Consider the following 26,772-nt stretch of genomic DNA (forward strand, 5'->3'; position numbering starts at 1 on the left):
TGATGATCCTCTCTTACGCAGCGATTGCTTGAGTTTCCGCTTCGATCGCGGCGTTATCTGCCATTTCCACCAGGGCGCGTTTGTACTCGCTCGGGAACACTTTGACGAACTTGGAACGGCTCTCGTTCCAGTTGTCCAGCAACAGGCGCGCGCGCGTGCTGCCGGTGTGTTTGAAGTGGCGCTCAATCAGGCGTTTGAGGATGGTTTCATCGGCCTCTGGTTCGCCATTGCGATGCTGGCTGTGCCAGGTGGCTTTGTCGACCAGCTGATCGGCTGCCGCCTTCACTTCTTCCAGGCTCACCATGGACATATTGCACTTGCTGTGGAATTCGCCGTCCGGGTCGTACACATAGGCGATACCGCCCGACATGCCCGCCGCGAAGTTACGGCCGGTGGCGCCCAGCACGACCACGGTACCGCCGGTCATGTATTCGCAGCCGTGGTCGCCCAGGCCTTCCACAATCGCGGTGGCGCCGGAGTTACGCACGGCGAAACGCTCGCCGGCCACGCCGTTAATGAAGGCTTCGCCGGCAACCGCGCCGTACATCACGGTGTTGCCAACGATGATGTTGTTGACAGCCCAGCCGCGGAACTCGGTGTTCGGGCGCACGATGATGCGGCCGCCCGACAGGCCCTTGCCCACATAGTCGTTACCTTCGCCCACCAGGTCGATGGTGATGCCCGCTGCCAGGAAGGCTGCGGCCGACTGGCCTGCAGTGCCTTGCAGCTGGATGTGGATGGTGTCGTCCGGCAGGCCGGCGTGGCCGTATTTCAGGGCCACTTCGCCCGACAGCATGGTGCCCACGGTGCGGTTGACGTTCTTTACCGGCGAGATGAAGGAGACGCGCTCGCCCTTTTCCAGCGCTGGCTTGGCTTGTGCGATCAGCTTCAGGTCCAGTGCCTTGTCCAAGCCGTGGTCCTGCTCTTCGGTGTGGTAAATCAGCTTGCCGTCGTCCACCTTCGGCTGGTAGAACACATTGGTGAAGTCCAGGCCTTGTGCCTTCCAGTGGGTGATGGCTTTCGACTTATCCAGCAGGTCGGCGCGGCCAATCAGCTCGTCGAAGGTGCGGATGCCCAGTTGCGCCATCAGCTGGCGGGCTTCTTCAGCAACGAAGAAGAAGTAGTTCACCACGTGTTCCGGCTTGCCCTGGAACTTCTTGCGCAGTTCCGGATCTTGCGTCGCAACGCCGACCGGGCAGGTGTTCAGGTGGCACTTGCGCATCATGATGCAGCCTTCCACCACCAGCGGTGCGGTAGCGAAGCCCACTTCGTCGGCGCCCAGCAGGGCGGCGATCACCACGTCGCGGCCGGTACGCATCTGGCCGTCTGCCTGGACACGCACACGGCTGCGCAGGCCGTTCAGCACCAGGGTTTGCTGGGTTTCGGACAGGCCCAGTTCCCATGGGGTACCAGCGTGCTTGACGGAAGACAGCGGCGATGCGCCGGTGCCGCCGTCATGGCCGGCCACCACGATGTGGTCTGCTTTTGCTTTCGACACGCCGGCAGCGACGGTACCGATACCGACTTCCGACACCAGCTTGACCGAGATCGAGGCGCGCGGGTTGGCGTTCTTCAGGTCGTGGATCAGCTGCGCCAGGTCTTCGATCGAGTAGATGTCGTGGTGCGGTGGCGGCGAGATCAGGCCCACGCCCGGCACCGAGAAGCGCAGCTGCGCAATGTACTCGGACACCTTGTGACCCGGCAGCTGGCCGCCTTCACCCGGCTTGGCGCCCTGCGCCATCTTGATCTGGATCTGGTCGGCGGAATTCAGGTATTCCGCGGTCACGCCGAAGCGGCCGGACGCCACCTGCTTGATGCGCGAACGCAGCGAGTCGCCTTCCTGCAGCGGGATGTCCGATTCGATCTGGTCTTTGCCCAGCTCGGAAGCGAGGGTGGCGCCGACCTTGATCGGGATACCTTTCAGTTCGTTCGAATAACGGCGTGGATCTTCGCCGCCTTCGCCGGTGTTCGACTTGCCGCCGATACGGTTCATGGCGATGGCCAGGGTAGCGTGGGCTTCGGTCGAGATCGAGCCCAGCGACATGGCGCCGGTAGCGAAACGCTTGACGATTTCCTTGGCCGGTTCCACTTCATCCAGCGGGATCGCCTTGGCCGGGTCGATCTTGAACTCGAACAGGCCGCGCAGGGTCAGGTGGCGCTTGCTCTGGTCGTTGATCAGCTGGGCGTACTCTTTATAGGTCGAGTAGTTATTGGAACGGGTCGAGTGCTGCAGCTTGGCGATGGCGTCCGGCGTCCACAGATGGTCTTCGCCGCGCACGCGGTAGGCGTATTCGCCGCCGGCGTCCAGCTGGTCGGCCAGTACAGGATCATCGCTGAAGGCCAGCTTGTGCAGGCGCAGGCCTTCTTCGGCCACTTCGAACAGGCCGATGCCTTCCACGTTCGACTGGGTGCCGCGGAAGTACTTGTCGACCAGCTGGCGGTTCAGGCCAACGGCTTCGAAGATCTGCGCGCCGCAATAGGACATGTAAGTCGAGATGCCCATCTTGGACATGACCTTCATCAGGCCCTTGCCGACTGCCTTGGTGTAGTTGTAGATGGCCTTTTCCGGCGTCAGGTCGCCTGGCAGGGAGTGCGCCAGCTCGGCCAGGGTTTCCATTGCCAGGTACGGGTGCACGGCTTCCGCACCGTAGCCGCCCAGCAGGGCGAAGTGGTGGGTTTCGCGGGCCGAGCCGGTTTCCACCACCAGGCCGGTGGACGCGCGCAGGCCCTTGCTCACCAGGTGCAGGTGGATAGTGGACGTAGCCAGCAGTGCCGGGATCGCAACGCGGTCCGGGCCAACCGAGCGGTCGGAGATGATCAGGATGTTGTGGCCGGACTTCACTGCGTCCACGGCTTCCGCGCACAGCGACGCCAGCGACGCTTCGACGCCTTCCTTGCCCCAGGCCAGCGGATAGCAGATGCTCAGCTCATAGGACTTGAACTTGCCGCCGGTGTGCTGGCTGATGGTGCGCAGGCGCGCGATGTCATCAAAGCCCAGCACCGGCTGCGACACTTCAAGACGCATTGGCGGGTTGACGTTATTGGTGTCGAGCAGGTTCGGCTTAGGGCCGATGAAGGACACCAGCGACATCACCATCGCTTCCCGGATCGGGTCGATCGGCGGGTTGGTCACCTGCGCGAACAGCTGCTTGAAGTAGTTATACAGCGGCTTCAGTTTGTTGGAAGTGACGGCCAGCGGCGAGTCGTTACCCATCGAGCCGACGGCTTCTTCGCCATTGATCGCCATTGGCGCCAGGATGAAGCGCATGTCTTCCTGGGTGTAGCCGAACACCTGCTGGCGGTCCAGCAGGGAAGCGCTCTGCTTCTCGCCGTTGGCCGGGCCGTACTTGGCCACGTTGCCGGCGGTCTGGCTTTCGCTCATTTTCAGCTCGCCCAGCTTGATGCGCACGGCGTTGATCCATGCCTTGTATGGTTTGGCGTTGGCGTAGGTGTCTTTCAGTTCCTTGTCGTCGATGATGCGGCCGGCTTCCAGATCGATCAGGAACATCTTGCCCGGCTGCAGGCGCCATTTCTGGATGATCTTCGATTCAGGGATTGGCAGCACGCCGGATTCGGACGCCATCACAACCAGGTCGTCGTCGGTCACAATGTAGCGGGCGGGGCGCAGGCCGTTGCGGTCCAGGGTGCCGCCGATGTAGCGGCCGTCGGTGAACGCCATGGCGGCCGGGCCGTCCCATGGTTCCATCATCGATGCGTAGTATTCGTAGAAGGCTTTGCGGTTGTCGTCCATCAGCGTGTGGTTTTCCCACGCTTCCGGAATCATCATCATCATCGCTTGCGCCAGCGGATAGCCTGCCATCAGCAGCAGTTCCAGCGCGTTGTCGAAGCAGGCGGTGTCGGACTGGCCTTCGTAAATCAGCGGGAACAGCTTCTGCAGGTCGTCGCCCAGCACGGCCGACTTCATCACGCCTTCGCGGGCGCGCATCCAGTTGAAGTTGCCCTTCACGGTGTTGATCTCGCCGTTGTGCGCGATCAGGCGGTATGGGTGGGCCAGCGGCCACTCAGGGAAGGTGTTGGTCGAGAAACGCTGGTGCACCAGCGCCAGCGCCGAGATGCAGCGTGGATCCTGCAGGTCCTTGTAGTACACGCCCACCTGGTCGGCCAGCAGCAGGCCTTTGTACACGACGGTACGGGCCGACATGGAAGGCACGAAGAATTCCTTGCCGTGGATCAGTTTCAGCGCCTGGATCGCGTGGCCCGACGACTTGCGGATCACGTACAGCTTACGCTCCAGTGCATCGGTCACCATCACGTCCTGGCCACGGCCGATGAAGATCTGGCGGATGACCGGTTCTTTTTCGCGCACGCGCGGCGACATCGGCATCTCGGTGTCGACCGGCACGTTACGCCAGCCCAGCACAACCTGGCCTTCGATACGCACTGCGCGCTCGATTTCCTGTTCGCAGGCGATGCGGGAAGCGTTTTCCTTCGGCAGGAAGACCATGCCGACGCCGTATTCGCCTGGCGGCGGCAGTTCGACGCCTTGCTTGGCCATTTCGTCGCGGTAGAACTGGTCAGGAATCTGGATCAGAATGCCTGCGCCGTCGCCCATCAGTTTGTCGGCACCGACCGCGCCCCGGTGGTCGATATTTTTCAGGATCATCAAACCCTGTTCGACGATCGAGTGGCTCTTGTTGCCTTTGATGTGGGCGACGAAACCGACGCCACAGGCATCATGTTCGTTGGCTGGGTTGTACAAACCTTGCGCTTGCATGCGATTCTCCGCTGAATTTTTGGTCACGAAAATCCAGAGTAATGCAGTGCACAAATTCGCGCAAGAAAAACAATTAGGGTCGGAGTCGGATTAAATGGGAGACAGTCGCTCAGAAATTTAATTGGGGACAGAGTGACGCTTAAACCCGGTAAACCTGGGTACGACCCAAGGGTCGGACCCTTTCTCCTGCAGACGTCGCGTCATCGAGGGTCAGACCCTTGGGTCTGACCCAGGTTTACAGGGTTTAGCGGGCCGCCCCCGCTTGGCTGGCAGCACCTGCCGTTTCATGCGCCGCTCCAGCTCAGCCTTCCACTTGTCGCTGCCCAATGGCCAGCCTTTCAGCGCCGCCGATTCGATCGCCCTGGTCTCCGCCCCCCCCAGCCCCTGCGCCGCCAGTTCTATATAGGCAGCCTCCCGCTGGAACGGCGTATTCCCCAGCCCCCAATACAGCGGATGGTCGGTCACAGCCCCATCCGGCCGGATCCCCGCATGGTGCGGATAGCTCGACCACTGATATTGTTCCGGCCCCTCCGCCAAGCGTGCCCGCACTGCCGCAAATTCGATATATTTAGAACAGGAAATAAAGAAGCGCTCAGCCTCAATGACCGAGGTCTTATAGCGTCCCTGCCACAAAGTCCCCGCACGAGAGTACTTCTGATTGAAATAAGGGACATAGTGCCGCCCGATCCACTGCATCATGCCGCCCAGCCCTTCTTCATCGCTGGGAGACGCCAAAAGATGCAATTCCCCCGGCAAAAGGGTATAGGCGTGGACGGAAACCTTGTATTGGCGCGCGGCAGCGCGCATCCAGGTGATAAAACTGCTGAAATCTTCATCATCCAGGAAGACTTGCTGGCCGTTCAGGCCGCGCTGGATGATGTAATGAGGCTGGTTGGGAACAACGAGTCGGGGCAAACGTGCCATAAAAACAAAAAGGGTAGGATCGGGAAACCCCGATTCTACCCAGATTGCGTGACTCTGTCCCTTTTAAGAGAGGTTGAAGCTGGCGGACAGGCTATAGCCCTCGCCATAGGCCGAACGCAGGGGTAAATCCTGGCCCAGGCCGCTACGAGCTTTTTTGCGTAAACGATACACCAGCATGTCGACACGGCGGCCGGCGTCCGGGTCGTCGCCGCCGATACCGGCCACGATCACCTGCCGTGGAACCGGACGGGTGTTAATGGTCAACAGGTGCAGGAAATTGCACTCTTTCTCGGTCAGGGTAATCGCCTGGCCCTGCAATTCCAGCTGGCGAGCGGAAACCTTCAGGGTCCACTTGCTCGGCACAGGAATCGCTTCCTGCGGACCGACGCGGCGGTCCAACGCTTCGATATGGGCAGCCAGTTCCGGGAATTTGATCGGCTTGGTCAGGTAATGGTCCGCACCGAGGCGCAGGCCCATGATGCGGGAGTCGAAAGCCACTCGGCCGGTCAGCACAAGTAGCCCAATCTGCGGATACAGCTGTCGCATGCGCGGGATGACATTGAAACCATCCTCATCCGGTAAGCCCAGGTCGAGCACTACTACGCCCACGGTGCCCTGGGAGAGGGCGGACCACATTTCCTGGGCGTTATTCGTCGTATGAACTACATGGCCAAGCTCAGCCAGGAAATCCGCCATCTCTTCGGCGTATTCCAGGTTGTCTTCCACAATCAGTATTTGCGTCATTGATGCGCCATTTTCCATTCTGTCGCAAGCCGGGGTTTAGGGCTTGCGTCAAAGAATTATCACCATGTGTCACGGGCTGCGCAACCCTTAAGCAGCGATAGGGAGCCAAATCCGAAATTTCTTGCCGCTTTCAGGCAAATTTTCCACAGATAGGGTGCCGCCGTGAACTTCCACAACATTCTTGGCCATGTATAAGCCGAGGCCGGAACCGGCTTGCCCTGCGGCAGCCTTGCCTCGGTAACCCTTGTCGAAGAGTTTGCCTAGCTCATCATCCGGAACGTGGGCGCCGCGATCAATCACGAGGAGTTCTACTCCACCTTCGCTGGCCTTCCTACCCTGTAATTCTATCGCAACGTTATCATTTGTGTACTTGAGGGCATTATCTAAAAGGATGTCCAGACACAAACGCATGCCTTGCGGGTCGCAGCGCATCCATTGCGGCAAGCCTTCGGCGCGTACGGTGATGCCGGCGCGGCGCTGGCGCGCTTGCTCGGCGGCCGTTTCCAACAAGGCCTCCGGCGAGATTTCGTCGGGCTGGCGCTTGCGGCCAATGCTGGCCAGGCGCTCGGGGCTCAGGTATTCGTTGATCAGTTCCAGCAGGCGGTCGACCGCGGTCTGGATCTTGCGGTAGCGCTTCCTGGTGTTGTCGTCGGCGTTCTGCGACGTCATTTCCAGGCGCTGGATGGCGCCGTCGATGGTCGAGAGCGGCGTGCGGAATTCGTGCGACACCATGGAAGCGAATTTCTTTTGCTGCTTTTCGCGTTCGATGCGCTCGCGGATGTCGCGCACGGTGCCGACCAGGCGCAGCACGCCGCTGTCGACATCGGTCACCAGCGTCGATTCGATTTCCACCGGGATCATCACGCCGTCGCGGCCCTCCAGCTCGGCTTCGCGCACGGTGTGGCGGCGCGTGGTGTCGCCGGAGGTGAAGGCTTCCAGCCGCTCCGCCAGATCGGCCATCAGGCTTTCGGACACTTGCCTGGCGCGCTCAGGCACATAGCCGATCAGCTTTTCGGCGGAAGGACTGACATACAGGATCTGGCCACTATCGCAGTCCAGCATCCAATGTACGTCGCTACTGTGGTCCAGGATCTGGCGATAGTGTTCAGCACTCAGCATGGGGCAATCCTTAGTCCTGCAAAGGGGCGAAGATTTGTTGCAGGTCTTCCTGTGTCAGCGCCATCTTCTGCGATTCGCCTTCGGCCAGCACGGATTGCGCCAGGTCCGATTTTTTCTGCTGCAGCAGCTGGATCTTTTCTTCCAGCGTGCCCTTGGCGATCAGCTTGTAGACGAACACCGGCTTGTCCTGGCCGATACGCCAGGCGCGGTCGGTGGCCTGGTTCTCGGCGGCCGGGTTCCACCATGGATCGTAATGGATCACGGTGTCCGCGGCGGTCAGGTTCAGGCCCACGCCGCCGGCTTTCAGCGAGATCAGGAAGATCGGCACCGCGCCTTGCTGGAAGGCCGCTACCTGGGCGCCGCGGTCGCGGGTTTCGCCGGTCAGGATGGCGTACGGAATGTCGCGCGCTTCCAGCTCTTCCTCGATCAGCTCCAGCATGGAAGTGAACTGCGAGAACACCAGGATCTTGCGCTTCTCTTCCAGCAGGTCTTCCACCATCTGCATCAGGTCGACCAGCTTGGCCGAACCAGTGGATGCGGCCTTCTTGGTCGTCTTCACCAGGCGCGGGTCGCAGCAGACCTGGCGCAGCTTGAGCAGCGCTTCCAGGATCACGATCTGGGAGCGGGCCACGCCCTTGCGGTCGATCTCTTCGCGCACTTTCTGGTCCATCGCCAGGCGCACGGTTTCGTACAGGTCGCGCTGGGCGCCGGACAGTTCGACTTTGCGCACCATTTCGGTTTTCGGCGGCAGTTCTTTGGCCACGCTGTCCTTGGTACGACGCACCAGGAAGGGCTTGATGCGGCGGTTCAGCAGCTGGCGGCGCTGCGGGTCGTCCTGGCGCTCGATCGGGTGGCGGAAATTGCTGTTGAAGGTCTTCTCGTCGCCGAGCAGGCCAGGCAGCAGGAAGTGGAATTGCGACCACAGTTCGCCCAGGTGGTTTTCCAGCGGCGTGCCGGACAGGCAAAGGCGGTGGCGTGCGCGCAGCAGGCCGGCGCTCTGGGCTGCCTTGGAGCGGGTGTTCTTGATGTAGTGCGACTCGTCCAGGATGACCAGGTGGAAGTCGTGCTCGCGCAGCTTTTCTTCATCGCGCGGCAGCAGGGCGTAGGTGGTCAGCACCAGGTCGACTTTCGGAATCTCGTCGAACAGCTCGGCGCGGTCCTTGCCTTGCAACAGCAGCACTTTCAGGCCGGGGGCGAAGCGGGCGGCTTCATCCTGCCAGTTGTTCATCAGGCTGGTTGGCGCGATGACCAGGGCCGGGTGATCGAGGCGGCCGGCTTCCTTCTCCACCAGGATGTGGGCGATGGTTTGCACCGTCTTGCCGAGGCCCATATCGTCGGCCAGGATGCCGCCGAAATTGTACTCGCGCAGGAACTGCATCCAGCTCAGGCCGTCAGTCTGGTAATCGCGCAAGGTAGCGCGCAGGCCGGCCGGGGTCGGCACGCGCTTGACCGAGGAGAACTGGTTGAGCTTGCGGCCCATCTCGCGCAGCTCTTCGCCGCCGGTCCACTGGAAGTCGACATTGCGCGCCAGCTCATCCAGGCGCGCCGCGTCCAGCGAAGACATGCGCACCGAGTGGCGGATCTTTTCGCTGAAGTAGAGCTCGCCAATCGTGGCGAGGATAGGGCGCAGGCGGTTCCAAGGCAGGGCCACCCGGGTGCCATCCGGCAGGGCGGCCAGCATCTGGTCCGACTCGCCGTGCACGGCCAGCGCTTTCGGGCTGAAGTCGTTCGGGAAGTTACGGATCATCTGCACCAGCACCGGCAGCAGCGGCACGCGCTCGCCATTCACGGTGATGCCCAACTCAAGGTCGAACCAGGCATTGCCGTTCTCGGTCGTTTCTTCCTCCACTTCGGCGTACCAGTCCTCGACCGCCACCATATCGTAGCGGTACTTCGGCGATTTTTCGACGCGCCAGCCGGCGGCAAGCAGCTCGTCAATGCCGGACTCGGCAAAGCGGATCCAGTCGGCCTGGTTGGCCAGCAGCAGGCCGCCGCGTACGCTCGACAGCGGCAGGGCGGTCGGCTTCTTGAAGCCGAGCTGGGTCAGGGTGTCCAGCGCAGCCGCCTCGGCCGCTTCATCGCGCTGGATGATCTCGGTCACGTCGCCACGCTGGCGTACCACGCGCTGCGATGGGTCGAAGGACACGCGCTCGCCATCGTAGTCATAGGACAGCACCGCATAGTCGTTCCAGCGCTGCAGCGTGCCATCGGCCAGCTGGGCGGAATCGAGCACGAGAATCGGGCGCGGCTTGACGTCGGTGCGCACGCGCTGCGGCAGCGGCTGCGGCAGCGGCATCAGCTGCTGCAAACCATGCGCCAGCAACAGCTGCGACACACGCATCTTATCGTTCGGCATCAGCAGCGGCGCCTGCGCCACCAGGGCTTGCAGGTCAGCCAGCGGAATCGTCGTGCCGCCCTGGTTCAGCTGCAGCACGCCAGTCGACAGGTTATCGATGTACCACGGCGGTTCGGTCGGCAGCATGTAGTCGATCTGGTCCGCGCCGTGATGCTTGGCCCCTTCCGGCACGTCGACTTGCCACCCCAGGCGCAGGCCTTTACCTTCTTCACGCCAGGCCAGGCTGGCGTTGCGCATATTGCCCGCCTTCATCGGGTAGACCAGGCCATTGCCGACGTCGGACCAGGAATTGGCCCACAGCAGTTTGTCTTGTTCCGACAACATTTGCAGAAGTGCAGCGCCGATCTTGCCGCGCGGTTCAGTTGCGCTGCCGGTCTGCGAGTTGGGACCGCTGCGCATGGCCACGAAGAAGCGCACCAGGTCTTCATCGCCCGGGGCCAGGAACGCGGGCGGGGCGGAGAGCAGGGAGAACACTTCGCTGACCGGGCTGGCCGCGGCCACGTCGCCGTTGGGCTTCAGGCGCGCCTTGTAAAGGCAGAGCGCAACATGGCGCCCGCCGCTGGTGGGCGCCAGCACGTAAATCAGTTTGTAGTTAGTCTGTTTCGGGTCGATTTCGACCGGGGCCAGTTTAGGCTTGGGATGCGCGGCTGCATCCACCCTCTGCAACCACGTCGCCACAGCATAGGGAAGCTGGTTGGGCGGCACGGCAGGTGCGGGGGCCGGTGCGACTGGAGTTTCGCGGGCTTCGTCGCGGGTAATATCCATTGGGCGCATTCTTTTAAATCAGCGGTTCAAAAACAGCAACATGCAATATTATCCGCCTTCCACAGTTTCGTGTTTGTGAAAATCCTAACTTAGTGCAACTAGCGGCAAGGCGGACAACATTAACTAATTAATAATAATCGATTCTGTGGCGGGTTGGCGATGCGGCGTTGTATGATTTCGGCCTTCACAGTTTGGAAACACCGTCATGCTGCCTTCTATCGAACAACGCCTCGCCCTCGAACTGGCCGCCAAGCCGGCCCAGGTCGCCGCCGCCATCGCCCTGCTGGACGAAGGCGCCACCGTCCCGTTTATCGCCCGCTACCGCAAGGAAGCGACCGGCGGCCTGGACGACACCCAGCTGCGCAACCTCGAAGAGCGCCTGCGCTACCTGCGCGAGCTGGAAGAGCGCCGCGAAGCGATCGTCAACTCGATCACCGAACAAGGCAAGATGACGCCGGAGCTGCTAGATGCGGTCATGCACGCAGAGGACAAGACCCGCCTGGAAGACCTGTACCTGCCTTACAAGCAAAAACGCCGCACCAAGGCACAGATCGCCATCGAAGCCGGCCTGGCCCCGCTGGCCGATGCCCTGCTGGCCGACCCAACCCTGAACCCCGACGAGCAAGCCGCCGGCTATCTGCGCGAAGCCTTCGAGACCGCCGACGGCAAGAACCCTGGCGTGGCCGACGCCAAAGCCGCCCTGGACGGCGCGCGCCAGATCCTGATGGAACGCTTTGCCGAAGACGCCACCCTGCTGCAATCGCTGCGCGAATATGTCCAAGATCATGGCGTAGTTGAATCCAAGGTTGTTGACGGAAAGCAAGAAGAGGGCGAAAAATTCGCCGATTACTTCGATTATTCCGAGCCGCTGTCGGCAGTGCCGTCGCACCGCGCCCTGGCACTGTTGCGCGGGCGCCGCGAAGGCATGCTGGACGTGACCCTGCGCCTGGATACGGAAGAGGAAAAACCGAAGTGGGACGCACCGCACAATCCATGCGAAAGCCGCATTTCGGCCCGCTTCGGCATCAAGCAAGCCGGCCGCCCGGCCGACAAATGGCTGGCCGACACCGTGCGCTGGACCTGGCGCGTGAAGTCCTTCATGCACCTGGAAACCGAGCTGATGGGCGCCCTGCGGGAAAAAGCCGAGCTGGACGCCATCAACGTGTTCGCCACCAATTTGAAAGCCTTGCTGCTGGCCGCGCCGGCCGGCCCGCGCGCCACCATGGGCCTGGACCCTGGCCTGCGCACTGGCGTAAAGGTTGCCGTAGTCGACGCCACCGGCAAGGTTGTGGATACCGCCACCATTTATCCACACCAGCCGCGCAATGATTGGCACGGTTCGCTGCACACCCTGTCGCAGCTGGCGGCCAAGCACGGCGTGCAACTGGTCTCGATCGGCAACGGCACCGCCTCGCGCGAAACCGACAAGCTGGCGCAGGACCTGATCAAGCAGTGCCCTGAACTGAAACTGACCAAGATCGTCGTGTCGGAAGCCGGCGCATCCGTCTACTCCGCCTCCGAATACGCTTCGCGCGAGTTGCCGGAGCTCGACGTATCGCTGCGCGGCGCCGTCTCGATTGCACGCCGCCTGCAGGATCCGCTGGCCGAGCTGGTCAAGATCGATCCGAAATCGATCGGCGTTGGCCAATACCAGCACGACGTTTCGCAGACCCAGCTGGCGCGCTCGCTGGATGCCGTGGTTGAGGATTGCGTGAACGCGGTTGGCGTGGACGTGAATACCGCCTCCGCCCCGCTGCTGGCCCGAGTGTCCGGCCTGTCGGCCAGCGTGGCGCAGAGCATCGTCACCTACCGCGACATGAAGGGCGCCTTCGCTTCCCGCGCCGCGCTGAAGAACGTGCCGCGCCTGGGTGACAAGACTTTCGAGCAAGCCGCCGGCTTCCTGCGCGTGATGGGCGGCGAGAACCCGCTGGACGCCTCCGCCGTGCATCCGGAATCCTACCCTCTGGTCGAGAAGATCCTGGCCGACATCCAGAAAGACGTGCGCGGCGTGATCGGCGAAAGCAAGCTGCTGAAGTCCCTGTCCCCGGCCAAGTATGCCGACGAACAGTTCGGCGTACCGACCGTGACCGACATTATCAAGGAACTGGAAAAGCCGGGCCGCGACCCGCGTCCTGAATTCACCACCGCCACCTTCAAGGAAGGTGTGGAAGAAATCAGCGACCTGCGCGCCGACATGATCCTCGAAGGCGTTGTGACCAACGTGGCCGCCTTCGGCGCCTTCGTCGACATCGGGGTGCACCAGGACGGCCTGGTCCACATTTCCGCCCTGTCGAATACCTTCGTCAAGGACCCGCACACGGTGGTGAAGGCCGGCCAGGTGGTGAAGGTGAAAGTGCTGGAAGTGGACGTGAAGCGCAAGCGCATTGCCCTGACCATGCGCCTGAGCGACAGCGCCCCGGCCGCCGGATCGCGCCCGGAACAGCGCGGCGACCGCAACGACCGCCGCGCCATGGGCCAGCAGCAGAAGCAGCAATCGCGCGAGCCAGTACAGCAAAGTTCGATGGCCGCCGCTTTCGCCAAACTGCGCGGCTAAAAAGCCAAAAAAGCCAAAGTCGGTGCCAGGTCTGTCATTTGGACAGGCAGCGCTAACTCTTGATCTACCTCAATACGCAAAAGTCGGCCAAAGTGCGTATTGAGATAGATCAAATGGTGGCGCTAGCTGTCCGATTGACAGACCTGGCACCGAATTTCTATCAATTCGGCGTATCGGCCGCCAGATGCGCGGCAAGTCATTCAGCCCCTGATTTCAGCGCCGTGTGGGCGCTCTTCACCATGACTTCCAGCCGGCGCACTTGTTCAGCAAGCACTTCACGGCCCAGGTCGGTCAGCGCGTAGATCTTGCGGCGCTCTTCTTCCGCCACCTTGACGATCAGTTTCTGCTTTTCCAGTGTATTGAAGGCGCCGTACATGGTGCCGGGGCCGATCGTAACGCTGCCGCCGCTCATGGCTTCCACCTTCTGCATGATGGCGTAGCCGTGAGACGGTTCGGTCAGGGCGGCGAGCATGTAGAAGCTGGCCTCCGACAGGGGCAGGTATTTTGAGTAATCCATGTATCGAAGCGCGCTATATCGAGTGTCGATATACTCGCATCAAGGCATGATCTGTGTCAACAGGCGCTTCGCCGTTTCGCGGTAGAATGGCGGGATTCCAATCCTTAGCAGTGAGAATGCAATGAGCGACGTACAAACCTGGATCAAAGAAACCGTGACCAACACCCCTGTCGTGCTGTTCATGAAGGGCACCGCCCAATTCCCACAGTGCGGCTTTTCCGGCCGTGCCATCCAGATCCTGAAAGCTTGCGGCGTCGAGAACATCGCCACCGTGAACGTGCTGGATGACCCGGAAGTGCGCCAGGGCATCAAGGAATACTCGAACTGGCCAACCATCCCGCAGCTGTACGTGCGCGGCGAATTCATCGGCGGCTCCGACATCATGTCGGAAATGTATGAGTCCGGCGAACTGAAGGCCCTGCTGGACAACAATGGCTGATCGCCCGCAGCGGCTGGTCATCGCCATCACCGGCGCCACCGGCGCCGTGTATGGCGTGCGGCTGCTGCAGCACCTCCGCAGTATTCCGGCGATGGAGACTCACCTGGTGATCTCCGACGCCGCAGTCCTCACCCTCCACCAGGAAACCGGCCTGCAGCGCAAGGAAGTCGAAGCGCTGGCCCACGTCGTCCACAAGCCGAACAATATTGGCGCATCCATCGCCAGCGGTTCTTTCCAGGCGGACGGCATGGTGATTGCCCCCTGCTCGATGAAAACCCTGGCTTCGGTCGCGCATGGCCTGTCCGACAACCTGATCGCCCGCGCCGCCGACGTGATGCTGAAAGAGCGCCGCCGCTTGATACTGATGGTGCGCGAAACGCCTTTCAATCTTGCGCATTTACGAAACATGACGGCCGTAACCGAAATGGGCGGCATTATCTTTCCGCCACTGCCAAGCTTTTACCACCAGCCAAAATCCATCGATGAAATGGTCGATCATACGGTCGCCCGCGTGATTGACCTATTCGGCATATGTCACAATCTGGCCCCTCGCTGGAATGGCATGAACCCTTGAAAACATGCGCCTTTGCGGGGCAATGTATCAAGATTGTTACAAACTGGTATGGTCGTTTGTGTCATGGCAGGACGCCATTTTGGTAGCTCCCCGATCGTTACCGGGTGCTGTGCGGAGGCGCGCCGGGAGCCGGCGCGCTAAGTAAAACTCGGATGCAGCCTTGAACACCATTTATCCTGCGTTTGAGCAGGACAAACAGTGTTGTTCTGTTACTTTTGGTAGTTGACCCTCACCAGCATTCGAATAAATTCTCGGGCGATTTGCTTGTGATGATCGTCCAGCCGTTGCAAATCGGCGATCAGTTTGACGTCCGCCGACTCAAATCGGGCCAGGCTGCTGCCATTGGTTTCACCATTGTGGTGCTCGATTTCGGCACCGCCAAAGCGCAGCCATTCAGCAGGAACGCCAAGCCACTGCGCAATCATGCGCAGCTTTTCCTGGGTTGGAATCGCCTCGCCAACCAGCCATTTTCGGGCCGCGTGCACCGTAATCGGTCTGCCCTCAAACCTGATGTTGAACTCGCGCGCCAGCCGGGTTGGGCTGTCCGGAGAATAGTGGGCGTTTTTCAAAGCCTGCTGGAGTCGCTGGCTGAAGCTTTCACGTTCGTTCGAAGAATTCATAGTTGCACTATTTCATGTCACAACATGAATGTCAGTCTCTAGAATCATCAGACCAATTGTGACAATTGTAAATTACAACAATTAACAATTGGCGCTACAGACTGTCCGATTTCCTGCTCTGCCATCCCGAATTTCCATCGGCCGAAGTGGGGGAAAATAGCAGAATCTACTTGTCAGGACGACAAGCAATCGGTTACAACTTTAGAAATAAAGTTGATTAGCGACTACAAACCTAGGGGCTATCTTTGTTGTCGACCGGTCGGCTGGTATTAAAGACCGCCGGTAACTTATTGAGCCTTGATGAATCTTATAATGCCGTCATTGCCGGTATCACGGCGCACGATACCATCTCGCCACAACTTGTGGAGGTGGGCCAAGGCCTCGCCCAACGCGAAGCTGAGCTGGTGGGCATCCAGTGGGCGGCGGAACATGATCGGTACTATCTCAGCAGCAGAGCGCGGCTGCCCGGCGCAAGCCGCCAGCACTTCGGCCAGGCGCGCCTCATGGTGGTCGCGCAACTGTTTGATACGGGTGTGCAGGCCGCGGAATGGGCGGCCGTGGGATGGCAGCACCAGCACGTCGTCCGGCAAGCCGGCGAAGCGCTCCAGGGAATCCAGGTATTGCTGCAGCGGATTCGCTTCCGGCTCGACAGCGAACACTGACATATTGGTGGAAATACGCGGCAGGACCATGTCGCCCGAGATCAATACATTCAGCTGCTCGCAGTACAGGGCGGCATGCTCGGGCGAATGGCCAAAGCCGGTGATGACGCGCCAGCTGCAGCCGCCTGCCGCGAACGATTGCTGGTCCTGCAGGCGGACGTAGGCCGACGGCACGGAAGGCACCAGCGAAGGGTAGTAGTTCTTCCGCGAACGCATTTTCTCCAGCATTTCAGGATCGACCAGGCCGTGGCGCTCGAAATGCGGCACGGCCGACGGCCCATCCACCCCCGGCAGGCCAGCCGACATCATGCGCGCAAAAGCATACTCGCCTGCCGTCATCCACAGCGAAACGCCGAAGCGCTGGCACAGCCAATCCGCCAGCCCGACATGGTCCGGATGACAGTGAGTGGCCACTACACGCGTCAGCGGCTGCCCCGCAAGCGGACCCGCCAGCATCACATTCCAGGCGTCCTTGCTGGCATCCAGCGCCACGCCGCAATCGACCACGCTCCAGCCGGCATCCTCGCGCAGCAGCCACAGGTTGATGTGGTCGAGAGCGAAGGGCAGCGGCAGGCGCATCCACGCCACGCCGGGCGCGACTTCGAGCACCGTGCCGCTGGCCGGCAGGGTGTCGCCAAATGGATAGTCAAGCTGGGATTCAAGCGGGTTCATGGCGTACAATAGATTGACGTTACGTAAACGGAAGATCCATTGTAAGCCATGCCGACCTACACCATCACTGAACTCGCGCGCGAATTCGACATCACCCCGCGCGCCATCCGTTTTTACGAAGACCAGGGCCTCCTGGCGCCGTCGCGCGAAGGAGCCGGCGGCCGCAACCGCGTCTATACGCCGCGCGACCGCACCCGTCTCAAGCTGACCCTGCGCGGCAAGCGCATCGGCCTCTCGCTGAGCGAAATCAAGAGCCTGGTCGACATGTACGAGTCGCCCAAGGACACCGAAGCCCAGATGAACCGCTTCCTGGGCGTGCTGTCCCAGCACCGTGAGACGCTGGAACAACAGCGCGAAGACATCGAAATGTCCCTGCAAGAGATCTCGACCCATGAGGAAGAGTGCAAGCGCCTGCTGGCAGCACTTGCCGAAAAGCAAACTACGGCTGGTTGACGTTTACGTTAACGTAAGTCAGGCGTATCATTTGCGCTTCAACACCCAACACCAATAGAGGAAGACATGCTCCATCTCCCAGGCCTGACCTTTGATCACGGCGAAGACATCGCCGCCCTGCGCGAAGCGGTACAGCAGTTCGCCGCCGCCGAAATCGCCCCGCGCGCCGCTGAAATCGACCGTACCGACCAGTTCCCGATGGACCTGTGGCGGAAGATGGGTGAACTGGGCCTGCTGGGCATCACCGTCGGCGAAGAATACGGCGGCGCGAACATGGGCTACCTGGCCCACATCATCGCGATGGAAGAGATTTCGCGCGCTTCCGCCTCCGTTGGCCTGTCCTACGGCGCCCACTCCAACCTGTGCGTCAACCAGATCAAGCGCAACGGCACCGAAGAACAGAAGAAGAAATACCTGCCGAAGCTGATCTCCGGCGAGCACATTGGTGCGCTGGCCATGTCCGAGCCGAACGCCGGTTCCGACGTGGTGTCGATGAAACTGCGCGCCGACTTCAAGGGCGACCGCTGGGTGCTGAACGGCACCAAGATGTGGATCACCAACGGCCCGGATGCCGACACCCTGGTGGTGTACGCCAAGAACGACATCGAAGCCGGCCCGAAGGGCATGACCGCCTTCCTGATCGAGAAGGGCTTCAAGGGCTTCTCCATCGCGCAGAAGCTGGACAAGCTGGGCATGCGCGGTTCCCATACCGGCGAGCTGGTATTCGAAGACTGCGAAGTGCCGGCCGAGAACGTGCTGGGCGGCCTGGGCAAGGGCGTCAACGTGCTGATGTCCGGCCTGGACTTCGAGCGCACCGTGCTGTCCGGCGGTCCGCTGGGCATCATGTCGGCCTGCATGGACGCCGTCGTTCCTTACGTCCACGACCGCAAGCAGTTCGGCCAGCCGATCGGCGAATTCCAGCTGATGCAAGGCAAACTGGCGGACATGTACTCCACCATGATGGCTTGCCGCGCCTACGTCTACGCCGTGGGCCAGGCCTGCGACCGCGCCACCTCCCCTGAACAGGTGCGCGCACTGCGCAAGGACGCCGCCGGCGCCATCCTGTACTCGGCCGAGAAGGCAACCTGGATGGCCGGCGAAGCAATCCAGACCCTGGGCGGCAATGGCTACATCAACGAGTATCCGGTCGGCCGCCTGTGGCGCGACGCCAAGCTGTACGAAATCGGCGCCGGCACCAGCGAGATCCGCCGCATGCTGATCGGCCGCGAACTGTTCGCCGAAACCAAGTAAGAGGCAGTACCGGGGCCGCCATGATCCATGCTGCCTTCCCAAAGCTGCTGTCGTCGCAAATTGCTTTCGACATCGCGCGCACCATCCGCGAGGGTTTCGACAAGCACTACCGCCTGTTCCGGCAGGCGGCGCAAGCGGCGAAGCGGCATTTTGAGCAGGGCGATTGGGCGGTGGCCCAGGTCGCTGCGCGCGAGCGCATCGACTTTTACGACAAGCGCGTGCAGGAGTGCGTGCAGATGCTGGAGGACGAATACGACCCGTCCGAGCTGACCGATGAAGTGTGGCGTGAACTCAAGCTGCATTACATCGGCATGCTGTCCGGCCACAAGCAACCGGAGTTGGCCGAGACCTTTTTCAACTCCGTCTGCTGCAATATCCTGCACCGCTCCTACTTCCACAACGAATTCATTTTCGTGCGGCCGATGGTCTCCACCGAGTACATCGAGACCGAAGACGTAGCGCCGACCTACCGCGTCTACTACCCAGCGCGGGACGGCCTGACGTTCACGCTCAAGCGCATCGTCACCAACTTCCAGCTGAACACCCCGTTCGCCAACCTGTCGCGCGACATCGGCCTGGTGGAAGAAAAGCTTTCGAGCCTGTTCGGCACCCTGGAACCCAATGCGCAGGTGCAGGTGCTATCGAGCCTGTTTTTCCGCAACAAGGGCGCCTACATCGTGGGCAAGGCGATCAACGGCAGCCGCGAGCTGCCCTTCGTGATCCCAATCCTGCACAACAAGAACAAGCAGCTGGTGCTGGATGCGATCCTGACTGAAGAACAGCACATCGTGACGCTGTTCTCGTTCACGCGCGCCTACTTCATGGTCGACATGGAAGTGCCGTCGGCCTATGTGCAATTCCTGCGCACGCTCCTGCCGCGCAAACCGCGCAGCGAGATCTACACCATCCTGGGCCTGCAGAAGCAGGGCAAGAACGCCTTCTACCGCGACTACCTGCAGCACCTGAAGCACTCCTCCGACCTGTTCGAGATCGCGCCCGGCATCCGCGGCCTGGTGATGCTGGTGTTCGCGCTGCCGTCCTTCCCCTACGTGTTCAAGGTGATCAAGGACTTTTACCCGGCGCCGAAGGAAACCACGCGCGAGCATATCAAGGGCCGCTATCTGCTGGTGAAGCACCACGACCGCGTGGGCCGCATGGCAGACACGCTGGAATATTCCAACGTCGCCTTCCCGCGTAACCGCTTCAGCGAAGACCTGGTGAAGGAGCTCAAGCACTTCGCGCCATCGCTGGTGGAAGAAGACGGCGAGCAGCTGGTGGTCAAGCACCTGTACATCGAGCGCCGCATGGTGCCGCTGAATATGTACCTGGCGCACGCCGACGAAAGCGGCGACGACGCGGCGCTGGAGCATGGCATCATCGAATACGGCAACGCCATCAAGGACCTGGTGGCGGCGAATATCTTCCCGGGCGACATGTTGTATAAGAACTTCGGCGTCACCCGTCACAAGCGTGTCGTTTTCTACGACTACGATGAAATTGAATACATCACGGACTGTAACTTCCGTGTGATTCCGGAACCACGCAACGAGGAGGACGAAATGTCCGCCGAGCCCTGGTACCCGATTGGGAGGCACGACGTGTTCCCCGAGCAGTTCGACAAGTTCTTGCTCGGGAACGCGAAAATCCGAAAATATTTTATGAAGCACCACGCCGACCTGCTCTCCCCACATTGGTGGGCAAAGAAAAAAGAGCTGATCGCCAGTGGCGTCATCGAGGACGTGTTCCCGTATCCCCAACACGTCCGATTCTGTAACCGAGATTCGCTGAGCACGCCAGCGAATCATGTCACCTCTTCCCTTTTGGAGACTTTTGAACATGAATGACCCTATCGTAATCGTCGGCGCAGCCCGTACCCCAATGGGCGCTTTCCAGAGCGACTTCGCCTCCCTGAGCGCAAATGACCTCGGCGCAGTAGCGATCAAGGCCGCCGTTGAACGCGCCGGCATCAAGCCCGAAGCCGTTGAACACGTCTACTTCGGCAACTGCCTGATGGCAGGCCAGGGCCAGGCGCCAGCACGCCAGGCATCGATCAAGGCCGGCCTGCCGGTATCGGCCGGCGCCGTGACCCTGTCGAAAATGTGCGGCTCCGCCATGCAGGCAGCGATCTTCGCCTACGACACCCTGAGCGCCGGTTCCGCCGACGTGATCGTGGCAGGCGGCATGGAATCCATGACCAACGCACCGTACCTGATTCCCAAAGCGCGCGGCGGCTACCGCATCGGCCACGGCATGATGTTCGACCACATGATGTACGACGGCCTGGAAGACGCGTACACCCGCGACCCCAAGACCGGCGCCGGCCGCTCCATGGGCACTTTCGCCGAGCAGTGCTCGAGCGCCTACAAGTTCTCGCGCGAGTCGCAGGACAACTTCGCCATCGAATCCGTGAAGCGCGCACAGGCTGCGCAGCAGTCGGGCGCCTTCAACTGGGAAATCGCCCCAGTGACCGTATCCACCCGCGCCGGCGACGTCGTGATCGAAAAAGACGAAGGCCCACTGAAAGCCAAGGTTGAAAAGATCCCATCGCTGAAGCCAGCGTTCGCCAAAGACGGCACCATCACCGCCGCATCGTCCTCGTCGATCAACGACGGCGCCGCCGCACTGGTCATGATGCGCGAATCGACCGCCAAGAAGCTGGGCGCCACCGTGATCGCCAAAGTCACCGGCCACGCCACCAACTCCCTGGTACCGGAACAGTTCACCACCGCGCCGGTTGGCGCGATCCAGAAGCTGCTGGCCAAGACCGGCTGGAAAGTCAGCGACGTCGACCTGTTCGAGATCAACGAAGCCTTCGCCGTCGTGCCAATGGCCGCCATGCACGACCTCGACATCCCGCACAGCAAAGTGAACGTGCACGGCGGCGCCTGCGCCCTGGGCCACCCGATCGGCGCCACCGGCGCGCGCATCATCACCACCCTGATCGGCGCGCTGAAAGCCAAAGGCGGCAAGAAAGGCGTAGCAGCACTGTGCATCGGCGGCGGCGAAGCCACCGCCATGGGCATCGAACTGGTCTAAGCACGATGGCGCTGGCACTCGTTATCGGCGCCTCGCGCGGCATCGGCCTGGAACTGGTTCGCCAGTACCTGGCCGACGGCTGGCGCGTGATCGCCACGGCACGCAAGAAGGAAGACGTTGACATGCTGGCCGCGATGGGTGCCGAAGCCCACAAGCTGGATGTAACGAATGTGGAAGCCGTCGCTGGCCTGGGCTGGAAACTCGACGGCGAAGAGCCGGACGTCGCCATCCTGAACGCCGGCATTTACGGCCCGAGCACAGACGGCTTCCCTACGCAAAGCGATTTCGACGCCGTCATGCACACCAATGTGCTGGCGGCGATGCGCCTGTTGCCGATCATCGCCCCGCTGGTCAGTGCGGCGCGCGGCAAGCTGGCCGTGATGTCCTCCCGCATGGGTTCCCTGAGCGAGCGCAATGGCAGCAGCGGCTCGCTCTACCGCGCCAGCAAAGCGGCGCTGAACTCCGTGCTGATCGACACCGCGCACCAACATGCAGGCGCCACATGCGTCGCCCTGCACCCAGGCTGGGTCCGCACCGACATGGGCGGCGCCGGCGCCACGCTGGCAGTGGAAGACAGCGCCCGCGGCATCCGCCGCGTGCTGGCCGACCTGCCCGCATCCGACCACCCCGTCTACCGAGACTACGACGGCACTAACATTGGCTGGTAACAGCTGAGCCCGTGTCCCACCATGGGGTCACACCCGAAATGGGACACGGGCCCAGCCGTAAAGAAAGATAACGATGATTCTGAACGAACAACACGAAATGATCCGCGACGCGCTGCGCGCTTTTTCGCAAGAGCGCCTGGCGCCCAACGCAGCGCGCTGGGATAAAGAACACCACTTCCCGAAAGAAGAGCTGAAAGAGCTGGCGGCACTGGGCGCTTTCGGCGTGGCTGTGCCGGAGGAACTGGGCGGCGCGGGCCTGGATTATGTTTCGCTGGCCCTGGTGCTGGAAGAAATCGCAGCCGGCGACGGCGGCACTTCCACCGTTATCTCGGTGAACAACTGCCCGGTGTGCAGCATCGGCATGATGTACGCCAACGAGCAGCAGAAGCAGCAATGGCTGCGCCCCCTCGCGCAAGGCGAAATGCTGGGTGCCTTCGCCCTGACCGAACCCCACACCGGCAGCGACGCAGCAGCCCTGCGCGCCACCGCCACGCTGGATGGCGGCGACTACATCATCAACGGCACCAAGCAGTTCATCACTTCCGGCAAGCATGCAGACGTGGCGATCGTGTTCGCGGTGACCGACAAGGTGGCCGGCAAGAAAGGCATCAGCGCCTTCTGGGTGCCGACCAATACGCCTGGCTATATCGTGGCTGGCATCGAGCACAAGATGGGCCAGCACTCGTCCGACACCGCTCAAATCCTGTTCGAAAACTGCCGCGTGCCGGCAGCGAACATGATTGGCGAACCAGGCCAGGGCTACAAGATCGCCCTGTCCGGACTGGAAGGGGGCCGTATCGGCATCGCCTCGCAATCGGTCGGCATGGCGCGTTCCGCTTTCGAGGCGGCGCTGAAGTATGCACGCGAACGCGAATCATTCGGCAAGCCAATCTTCGAGCACCAGTCGGTGCAATTCAAGCTGTCGGAAATGGCGATGCAGCTGGAAGCCGCACGCCAACTGATCTGGCACGCCGCCTCGCTGAAAGACGCCGGCCAGCCATGCCTGAAAGAGGCGGCGATGGCCAAGCTGTTCGCTTCCGAGATGGCGGAACGCGTCTGCTCAGACGCGATCCAGATCCACGGCGGCTACGGTTACACCGCCGACTTCCCGGTAGAGCGCATCTACCGCGACGTGCGCGTGTGCCAGATCTATGAAGGCACGAGCGATATCCAGAAACTGCTGATCGCCCGCGCGCTGTAACCACCGCAGGTGACGCCGCCGCATTGCAGTGGCGTCACCGCTTCAGCAAAGTCTGCTTAAGAGATCTCTCCGGCTTTTGGCCATAGAGGACGTCCACAATTCGCCACTGCCCCGAAGTGTTGGTGACCACAAATCTGATCGCCGTCCTTTCGCCATTGACCGGGTTTGTGAAATCCACCAGCACCTTCCCTGGCGCGAGCATTTGTATCTTAAGATCCGTCACCACTGGATCTTGGGAGTCAAACAAGATGTCGAAATCCAATCGGCAAAGTCCCTTTTCCCTCGCTTCGCATTCCGCGTCCCGAACAAGAAGCTCCACGAGCTGAGCGCTGAAAAATCGAGCCAACACGTCTTTGCGCTGTTGTTCCAGACTTTCGCCGAATAGTTCGCTTTGTGTGGCGAAGGCCTGCCAGCCAAAATCCTTGTAAAGATGTGCAACAACTTGAGCCTCCGCGCTGACTGGCGCGGCATATGCTGGCGATGCGCAGCAGAGCAGGAATGAAAGCACGGGACCCGCCATCTTAATTCCGTCGGTAAACCACATACTTTGGCTTCTCCCTTGCGTACGCTGGGCCTGGCCAGAAGCCAGATTGAACGAAATCGGAAACCCAATCCTTGCCATCAAATGCCGCAATGTGGCCGGCTGGGTTGCCCCCATGAGTGGGCTCGATTGCGACAACGTCTCCTTTCTGGAATGGCTGGGTAACTGGATCGGCTACCGAGACCGGACGAAAGCCATTACGGATCAGGACATTGCCATAACGCTTTGCTTGGGCAGGATCGGCATGGCCTCTCCTTAAAGAAAATGCAGAGAGGCCATTACTCAACAGCAGAGTCAACAAAGCCCATGATCCGCAGCCGACGTCACGTTGCCACATGGAAATCTATCAAGTGTCCCTTCTGGGCGAAATATACTTTCTCCCGTTTGTATCGCTTTGTCGGTTTTTAAGTGCAAATGTGCCATCAGGTTGCAGGTCTTATAGAATGTCCGGCACAAGGAGAAAGACATGGTTCAAGTGATGTTGGTGGAAGACGATGCGCGCCTGGCCGAACTGGTCGTGGAGTACCTGGCGGGCTATGAATTCAAGGTGGACGTGGTGCCGCGTGGCGATGAGGCGCTTGCGCGCTTCCGTGCGACCAATCCCGACGTCGTCGTGCTGGACTTGATGCTGCCGGGGATGGATGGCATGAAGGTGAGCCAGCAGATTCGCGAGATTAGCGACGTGCCTATCCTGATCATGACCGCGCGTGAGGATTCCTACGACGAGGTGTCGCTGCTGGAACAGGGCGCGGATGACTTCATCAACAAGCCGGTACAGCCGCGCGTGCTGCTGGCGCGTCTGCGTGCGCTGCTGCGCCGCCGCCAGGGCAAGTCGGAGGCGGATCAGCTGATCTTCGGCCAGCTGGCGATTGCGACCAGCGACCGGTCGGTCAGCTGGAAGGGGCAGCATTGCCCGCTTTCCAATACTGAATACAAGCTGTTGCTGGTGCTGGCCGAATCGGCGGGGACGGTGCTGTCGCGCGATGCGCTGCTGAAGACGATGCGGGGGATTGAGTTTGATGGGCTGGATCGGTCTATCGATAATTCGATTTCCAAGCTGCGCCGCAAGTTTGATGATGTGGATGGGGAGAAGATCAAGACCGTTTGGGGCGAGGGGTATCTGTTCTCGCCGTCGGCTTGGAATTAAACCCTTTAGAACCGGTGAACCGATGTCTGGCCCGCAGGGTCAGGCACCCCACTATTCGAACAGCGGGGCGATGGCCAGCGGGGTGTTTTGGCTGACTACCTGGCCTTGCGCTGACCAGTCGGTGAAGCGGTAGGTGGCGGTGCGGTAGGTGCCGAATGTTTCGCCATCGAAGGCTGGGCCGTCCACCACAGGCAGCGGGGCTTCGCGTTGGCCGTACTTGGCCTGAACCAGGGCATCGGCGCGGTTGCCGAACACGAACCGCACGCCGGCGCATTTCTTCAGGCTGTACGAGACATCGATGAAGCGCTGGTAGGCCAGCGCTTGTTCGCAGGCGGTGCGCAGGTCGGATGATTCGTAAATGCCGTCATTGCGGCTCAGGATCGTTACACGCGGCGCGAAACGATAGCTGGCCATGCGCCGGTTCAGCGCCAGCACGGCGTTGTCGTCGTAGGCCGCCTTCAGCAGCGGGAAGATGGCGCGGCCAGTGGCATCCAGCGGCAGATTCAGTTGCGTGTTCTTGCCGGTCAGGGTCAGGTGCAGGCCTTCGAGCGTGGCTGACGGGTCGCGCGGACTCACTTCATAATGAATCTGCAGGAAGTTCTTTGGCTTGCCGTATTTGGCGAAGACCACCATCTGCCGATAGGCATCGCGATAGCTGACCCACTCCTCTTGCGCCTGGACGGCACAGCACACCGCAGCCAGGCATATGGCCGGCAGCGTGGTGCGGAGAAGGGTCAATGTCTTCATCAGAATCGGTAAGCCAGTGCAGAGGACACGGAATAGTTGGTGGCCCGCTCAACCAGCGGGCTGTCTTTTGCATCGCCGACCAGGCGGTTCACCGTGGCGCCGGAGGTCAGGATCCAGTTCGGGCTCAGCGCCCAGTTCCAGCGCACGCCTGCGCGTACTTCCTGCAGGCCGGCGCCGGGACCGTAGCCGCTCTTTAAATTGCTGCGGACGGCTTCCTCGTCGGTTACGCCAAACCAGGTTTCGTTATAAGCGCGGTTGACGACGGAAACGCCGGCCGACAGGACCACGGTATGGTGGGGCACAACGTCTTCCATCATGTACTGCATGGCCGTGTGCAGCCGCGCTCCATTGTGGTCCCTGCCGCTGCCATAAATCAGGGTATTGGTCAGGCGCAGTTTGGGCGACAGGTAATAGTTGAAGAAGCCGCCGGCCAGTACACGGCGCTTGATCACGTCCATATGCTGCAGGCGGTTGCCATCCGCCATATCGGTTTGTTTCGGCGCGAAGCCGCCGGGACGGGTGCTCTGGAAACCGATGCGCGAACCCGCGCCGTCATTCACGCCGCCAGCGCCGAATGACAGGCCATCCTGGTCACGGCGCGGAGAGAGCGTCAGCATCGGGCCGAATTCCATGGAAGGCGATTGCGACAGGTGCCAGCCGAGCGCTGTGCCCGAAACGAAGATCCCATTGCTCCATTGGACTTGCAGAACCGGCAGCGGCCGAACCAGGTTCTCGCTCGCGCCGTCGTAGCGCGGGATCGACTGCACGCCCACGCCAATATACATATCCCGGCTGCCGTCAGGCATCGGGTTAGTAGCCGGGGTCTGCGCTGCTACTGTGCTGCAGGCGCCGGCGATGGCGAGAAACAGGTACTGTCGCATATTGAAAGTCTACGGTTTGGAATGGCGGATATTGTAATTGCAATGCCTTCCAAAGCCGCGAAAACGCTCAGCTCCCGGTCGAAATCCGTTGTGAAATCCGCAAAGTGATAGCGTAATCATAGAGAAACCCGGCCGAAAAATCCGCCGTGAGCTGTACGCTTTTTGT

General features: G+C 61.1%; 22 protein-coding genes. 11 read left to right on the top strand and 11 right to left on the bottom strand.

All coding sequences use genetic code 11. The annotated features are described in order from the left end of the window. Positions 1–13: 13 nt before the first annotated feature. The 5 genes from GM658_RS20080 to GM658_RS20100 all read right to left on the bottom strand — a co-directional run bounded on the left by GM658_RS20080 (position 14) and on the right by GM658_RS20100 (position 10,643). Positions 14–4,735 carry a glutamate synthase-related protein gene (locus GM658_RS20080; RefSeq protein ID WP_155455839.1) on the bottom strand — a complete coding sequence of 1,574 codons (4,722 nt, stop codon included), beginning with the start codon at positions 4,733–4,735 and terminating at the stop codon, positions 14–16. Positions 4,736–4,945: 210 nt separating this feature from the next. Beyond that, positions 4,946–5,659, bottom strand: coding sequence for a transposase (locus tag GM658_RS20085; RefSeq protein ID WP_155455840.1), 714 nt, complete (start codon positions 5,657–5,659; stop codon positions 4,946–4,948). Positions 5,660–5,722: 63 nt separating this feature from the next. Beyond that, positions 5,723–6,403, bottom strand: coding sequence for a response regulator transcription factor (locus tag GM658_RS20090; RefSeq protein ID WP_055939590.1), 681 nt, complete (start codon positions 6,401–6,403; stop codon positions 5,723–5,725). 87 nt (positions 6,404–6,490) lie between these two features. Further along, positions 6,491–7,522, bottom strand: coding sequence for a PAS domain-containing sensor histidine kinase (locus GM658_RS20095; RefSeq protein WP_155455841.1), 1,032 nt, complete (start codon positions 7,520–7,522; stop codon positions 6,491–6,493). Positions 7,523–7,532: 10 nt separating this feature from the next. Beyond that, on the bottom strand, positions 7,533–10,643 hold the full coding sequence (locus GM658_RS20100) for a DEAD/DEAH box helicase (RefSeq protein ID WP_155455842.1): 3,111 nt from the start codon (positions 10,641–10,643) through the stop codon (positions 7,533–7,535). Between the two features lie 205 nt (positions 10,644–10,848). On the opposite strand from GM658_RS20100, the gene GM658_RS20105 reads away from it, so the two are divergent. Next, entirely contained in the window at positions 10,849–13,197 is a 2,349-nt protein-coding gene (locus GM658_RS20105; RefSeq protein ID WP_155455843.1) for a Tex family protein, read from the top strand. Positions 13,198–13,393: 196 nt separating this feature from the next. Here GM658_RS20105 and GM658_RS20110 read toward each other — a convergent pair whose 3' ends face one another. Continuing rightward, positions 13,394–13,714, bottom strand: a complete 321-nt coding sequence (locus tag GM658_RS20110; protein WP_155455844.1) for a PadR family transcriptional regulator — start codon at positions 13,712–13,714, stop codon at positions 13,394–13,396. A 121-nt stretch (positions 13,715–13,835) separates the two neighbouring features. Between GM658_RS20110 and grxD the strand changes: the two genes are divergently transcribed. Together grxD and GM658_RS20120 are read left to right on the top strand one after the other, a co-directional pair. Continuing rightward, the gene (gene grxD / locus GM658_RS20115; protein WP_057265627.1) at positions 13,836–14,153 is read left to right on the top strand and encodes a Grx4 family monothiol glutaredoxin; all 318 of its coding nucleotides are present in this window, start codon (positions 13,836–13,838) and stop codon (positions 14,151–14,153) included. Then, positions 14,146–14,727, top strand: coding sequence for a UbiX family flavin prenyltransferase (locus GM658_RS20120; RefSeq protein ID WP_155455845.1), 582 nt, complete (start codon positions 14,146–14,148; stop codon positions 14,725–14,727). The genes grxD and GM658_RS20120 overlap by 8 nt, the downstream gene beginning before the upstream one ends. A 209-nt stretch (positions 14,728–14,936) precedes the next feature. Here the strand turns inward: GM658_RS20120 and GM658_RS20125 are convergent, their stop codons facing one another. Continuing rightward, entirely contained in the window at positions 14,937–15,347 is a 411-nt protein-coding gene (locus tag GM658_RS20125) for a hypothetical protein (protein WP_155455846.1), read from the bottom strand. A gap of 287 nt (positions 15,348–15,634) precedes the next feature. Next, positions 15,635–16,681 carry an MBL fold metallo-hydrolase gene (locus GM658_RS20130; protein WP_155455847.1) on the bottom strand — a complete coding sequence of 349 codons (1,047 nt, stop codon included), beginning with the start codon at positions 16,679–16,681 and terminating at the stop codon, positions 15,635–15,637. Positions 16,682–16,729: 48 nt separating this feature from the next. On the opposite strand from GM658_RS20130, the gene GM658_RS20135 reads away from it, so the two are divergent. From GM658_RS20135 to GM658_RS20160, 6 genes are all read left to right on the top strand, one after another. Then, a complete protein-coding gene (locus GM658_RS20135; protein ID WP_155455848.1) occupies positions 16,730–17,134 on the top strand; it encodes a MerR family transcriptional regulator in 405 nt (134 codons plus the stop codon). Between the two features lie 66 nt (positions 17,135–17,200). After that, positions 17,201–18,385, top strand: a complete 1,185-nt coding sequence (locus tag GM658_RS20140) for an isovaleryl-CoA dehydrogenase (protein ID WP_155455849.1) — start codon at positions 17,201–17,203, stop codon at positions 18,383–18,385. Between the two features lie 20 nt (positions 18,386–18,405). After that, entirely contained in the window at positions 18,406–20,229 is a 1,824-nt protein-coding gene (aceK, locus tag GM658_RS20145) for a bifunctional isocitrate dehydrogenase kinase/phosphatase (protein ID WP_155455850.1), read from the top strand. Further along, a complete protein-coding gene (locus GM658_RS20150; protein WP_155455851.1) occupies positions 20,222–21,421 on the top strand; it encodes an acetyl-CoA C-acyltransferase in 1,200 nt (399 codons plus the stop codon). The genes aceK and GM658_RS20150 overlap by 8 nt, the downstream gene beginning before the upstream one ends. Before the next feature lie 5 nt (positions 21,422–21,426). Beyond that, on the top strand, positions 21,427–22,089 hold the full coding sequence (locus GM658_RS20155; RefSeq protein ID WP_155455852.1) for an SDR family oxidoreductase: 663 nt from the start codon (positions 21,427–21,429) through the stop codon (positions 22,087–22,089). Positions 22,090–22,162: 73 nt separating this feature from the next. Continuing rightward, complete coding sequence (locus GM658_RS20160) at positions 22,163–23,290, top strand: acyl-CoA dehydrogenase family protein (RefSeq protein ID WP_155455853.1); 1,128 nt, start codon at positions 22,163–22,165, stop codon at positions 23,288–23,290. A gap of 34 nt (positions 23,291–23,324) precedes the next feature. On the opposite strand, the gene GM658_RS20165 is transcribed toward GM658_RS20160, so the two are convergent. Next, entirely contained in the window at positions 23,325–23,834 is a 510-nt protein-coding gene (locus tag GM658_RS20165) for a DUF3828 domain-containing protein (protein ID WP_155455854.1), read from the bottom strand. 46 nt (positions 23,835–23,880) lie between these two features. On the opposite strand from GM658_RS20165, the gene GM658_RS20170 reads away from it, so the two are divergent. Together GM658_RS20170 and GM658_RS20175 are read left to right on the top strand one after the other, a co-directional pair. Next, a complete protein-coding gene (locus tag GM658_RS20170; protein WP_155455855.1) occupies positions 23,881–24,090 on the top strand; it encodes a hypothetical protein in 210 nt (69 codons plus the stop codon). 207 nt (positions 24,091–24,297) lie between these two features. Beyond that, on the top strand, positions 24,298–24,978 hold the full coding sequence (locus GM658_RS20175; RefSeq protein WP_155455856.1) for a response regulator: 681 nt from the start codon (positions 24,298–24,300) through the stop codon (positions 24,976–24,978). Positions 24,979–25,029: 51 nt separating this feature from the next. On the opposite strand, the gene GM658_RS20180 is transcribed toward GM658_RS20175, so the two are convergent. Together GM658_RS20180 and GM658_RS20185 are read right to left on the bottom strand one after the other, a co-directional pair. Further along, positions 25,030–25,725 (bottom strand): hypothetical protein, encoded by a 696-nt coding sequence (locus GM658_RS20180; protein WP_229416985.1) that lies wholly within the window; start codon positions 25,723–25,725, stop codon positions 25,030–25,032. Then, positions 25,725–26,606 (bottom strand): MipA/OmpV family protein, encoded by an 882-nt coding sequence (locus tag GM658_RS20185; RefSeq protein WP_155455857.1) that lies wholly within the window; start codon positions 26,604–26,606, stop codon positions 25,725–25,727. Before GM658_RS20185 ends, GM658_RS20180 begins: the two co-directional genes overlap by 1 nt. Positions 26,607–26,772 lie beyond the last annotated feature (166 nt).

Source organism: Massilia eburnea (assembly GCF_009720745.1).
In the GTDB taxonomy this organism is placed as follows: domain Bacteria; phylum Pseudomonadota; class Gammaproteobacteria; order Burkholderiales; family Burkholderiaceae_D; genus Rugamonas; species Rugamonas eburnea.

Excerpts from the sequence above, each read along its gene's own strand:
- aceK (WP_155455850.1), top strand. The coding sequence starts at position 18,406 with ATGATCCATGCTGCCTTCCCAAAGCTGCTGTCGTCGCAAATTGCTTTC.
- GM658_RS20085 (WP_155455840.1), bottom strand. The coding sequence starts at position 5,659 with ATGGCACGTTTGCCCCGACTCGTTGTTCCCAACCAGCCTCATTACATC.
- GM658_RS20130 (WP_155455847.1), bottom strand. The coding sequence starts at position 16,681 with ATGAACCCGCTTGAATCCCAGCTTGACTATCCATTTGGCGACACCCTG.
- GM658_RS20160 (WP_155455853.1), top strand. The coding sequence starts at position 22,163 with ATGATTCTGAACGAACAACACGAAATGATCCGCGACGCGCTGCGCGCT.
- GM658_RS20155 (WP_155455852.1), top strand. The coding sequence starts at position 21,427 with ATGGCGCTGGCACTCGTTATCGGCGCCTCGCGCGGCATCGGCCTGGAA.
- GM658_RS20175 (WP_155455856.1), top strand. The coding sequence starts at position 24,298 with ATGGTTCAAGTGATGTTGGTGGAAGACGATGCGCGCCTGGCCGAACTG.
- GM658_RS20090 (WP_055939590.1), bottom strand. The coding sequence starts at position 6,403 with ATGACGCAAATACTGATTGTGGAAGACAACCTGGAATACGCCGAAGAG.
- GM658_RS20135 (WP_155455848.1), top strand. The coding sequence starts at position 16,730 with ATGCCGACCTACACCATCACTGAACTCGCGCGCGAATTCGACATCACC.
- GM658_RS20165 (WP_155455854.1), bottom strand. The coding sequence starts at position 23,834 with ATGTGGTTTACCGACGGAATTAAGATGGCGGGTCCCGTGCTTTCATTC.
- grxD (WP_057265627.1), top strand. The coding sequence starts at position 13,836 with ATGAGCGACGTACAAACCTGGATCAAAGAAACCGTGACCAACACCCCT.
- GM658_RS20105 (WP_155455843.1), top strand. The coding sequence starts at position 10,849 with ATGCTGCCTTCTATCGAACAACGCCTCGCCCTCGAACTGGCCGCCAAG.
- GM658_RS20080 (WP_155455839.1), bottom strand. The coding sequence starts at position 4,735 with ATGCAAGCGCAAGGTTTGTACAACCCAGCCAACGAACATGATGCCTGT.
- GM658_RS20140 (WP_155455849.1), top strand. The coding sequence starts at position 17,201 with ATGCTCCATCTCCCAGGCCTGACCTTTGATCACGGCGAAGACATCGCC.
- GM658_RS20100 (WP_155455842.1), bottom strand. The coding sequence starts at position 10,643 with ATGGATATTACCCGCGACGAAGCCCGCGAAACTCCAGTCGCACCGGCC.
- GM658_RS20150 (WP_155455851.1), top strand. The coding sequence starts at position 20,222 with ATGAATGACCCTATCGTAATCGTCGGCGCAGCCCGTACCCCAATGGGC.
- GM658_RS20110 (WP_155455844.1), bottom strand. The coding sequence starts at position 13,714 with ATGGATTACTCAAAATACCTGCCCCTGTCGGAGGCCAGCTTCTACATG.
- GM658_RS20180 (WP_229416985.1), bottom strand. The coding sequence starts at position 25,725 with ATGAAGACATTGACCCTTCTCCGCACCACGCTGCCGGCCATATGCCTG.
- GM658_RS20120 (WP_155455845.1), top strand. The coding sequence starts at position 14,146 with ATGGCTGATCGCCCGCAGCGGCTGGTCATCGCCATCACCGGCGCCACC.
- GM658_RS20185 (WP_155455857.1), bottom strand. The coding sequence starts at position 26,606 with ATGCGACAGTACCTGTTTCTCGCCATCGCCGGCGCCTGCAGCACAGTA.
- GM658_RS20095 (WP_155455841.1), bottom strand. The coding sequence starts at position 7,522 with ATGCTGAGTGCTGAACACTATCGCCAGATCCTGGACCACAGTAGCGAC.
- GM658_RS20125 (WP_155455846.1), bottom strand. The coding sequence starts at position 15,347 with ATGAATTCTTCGAACGAACGTGAAAGCTTCAGCCAGCGACTCCAGCAG.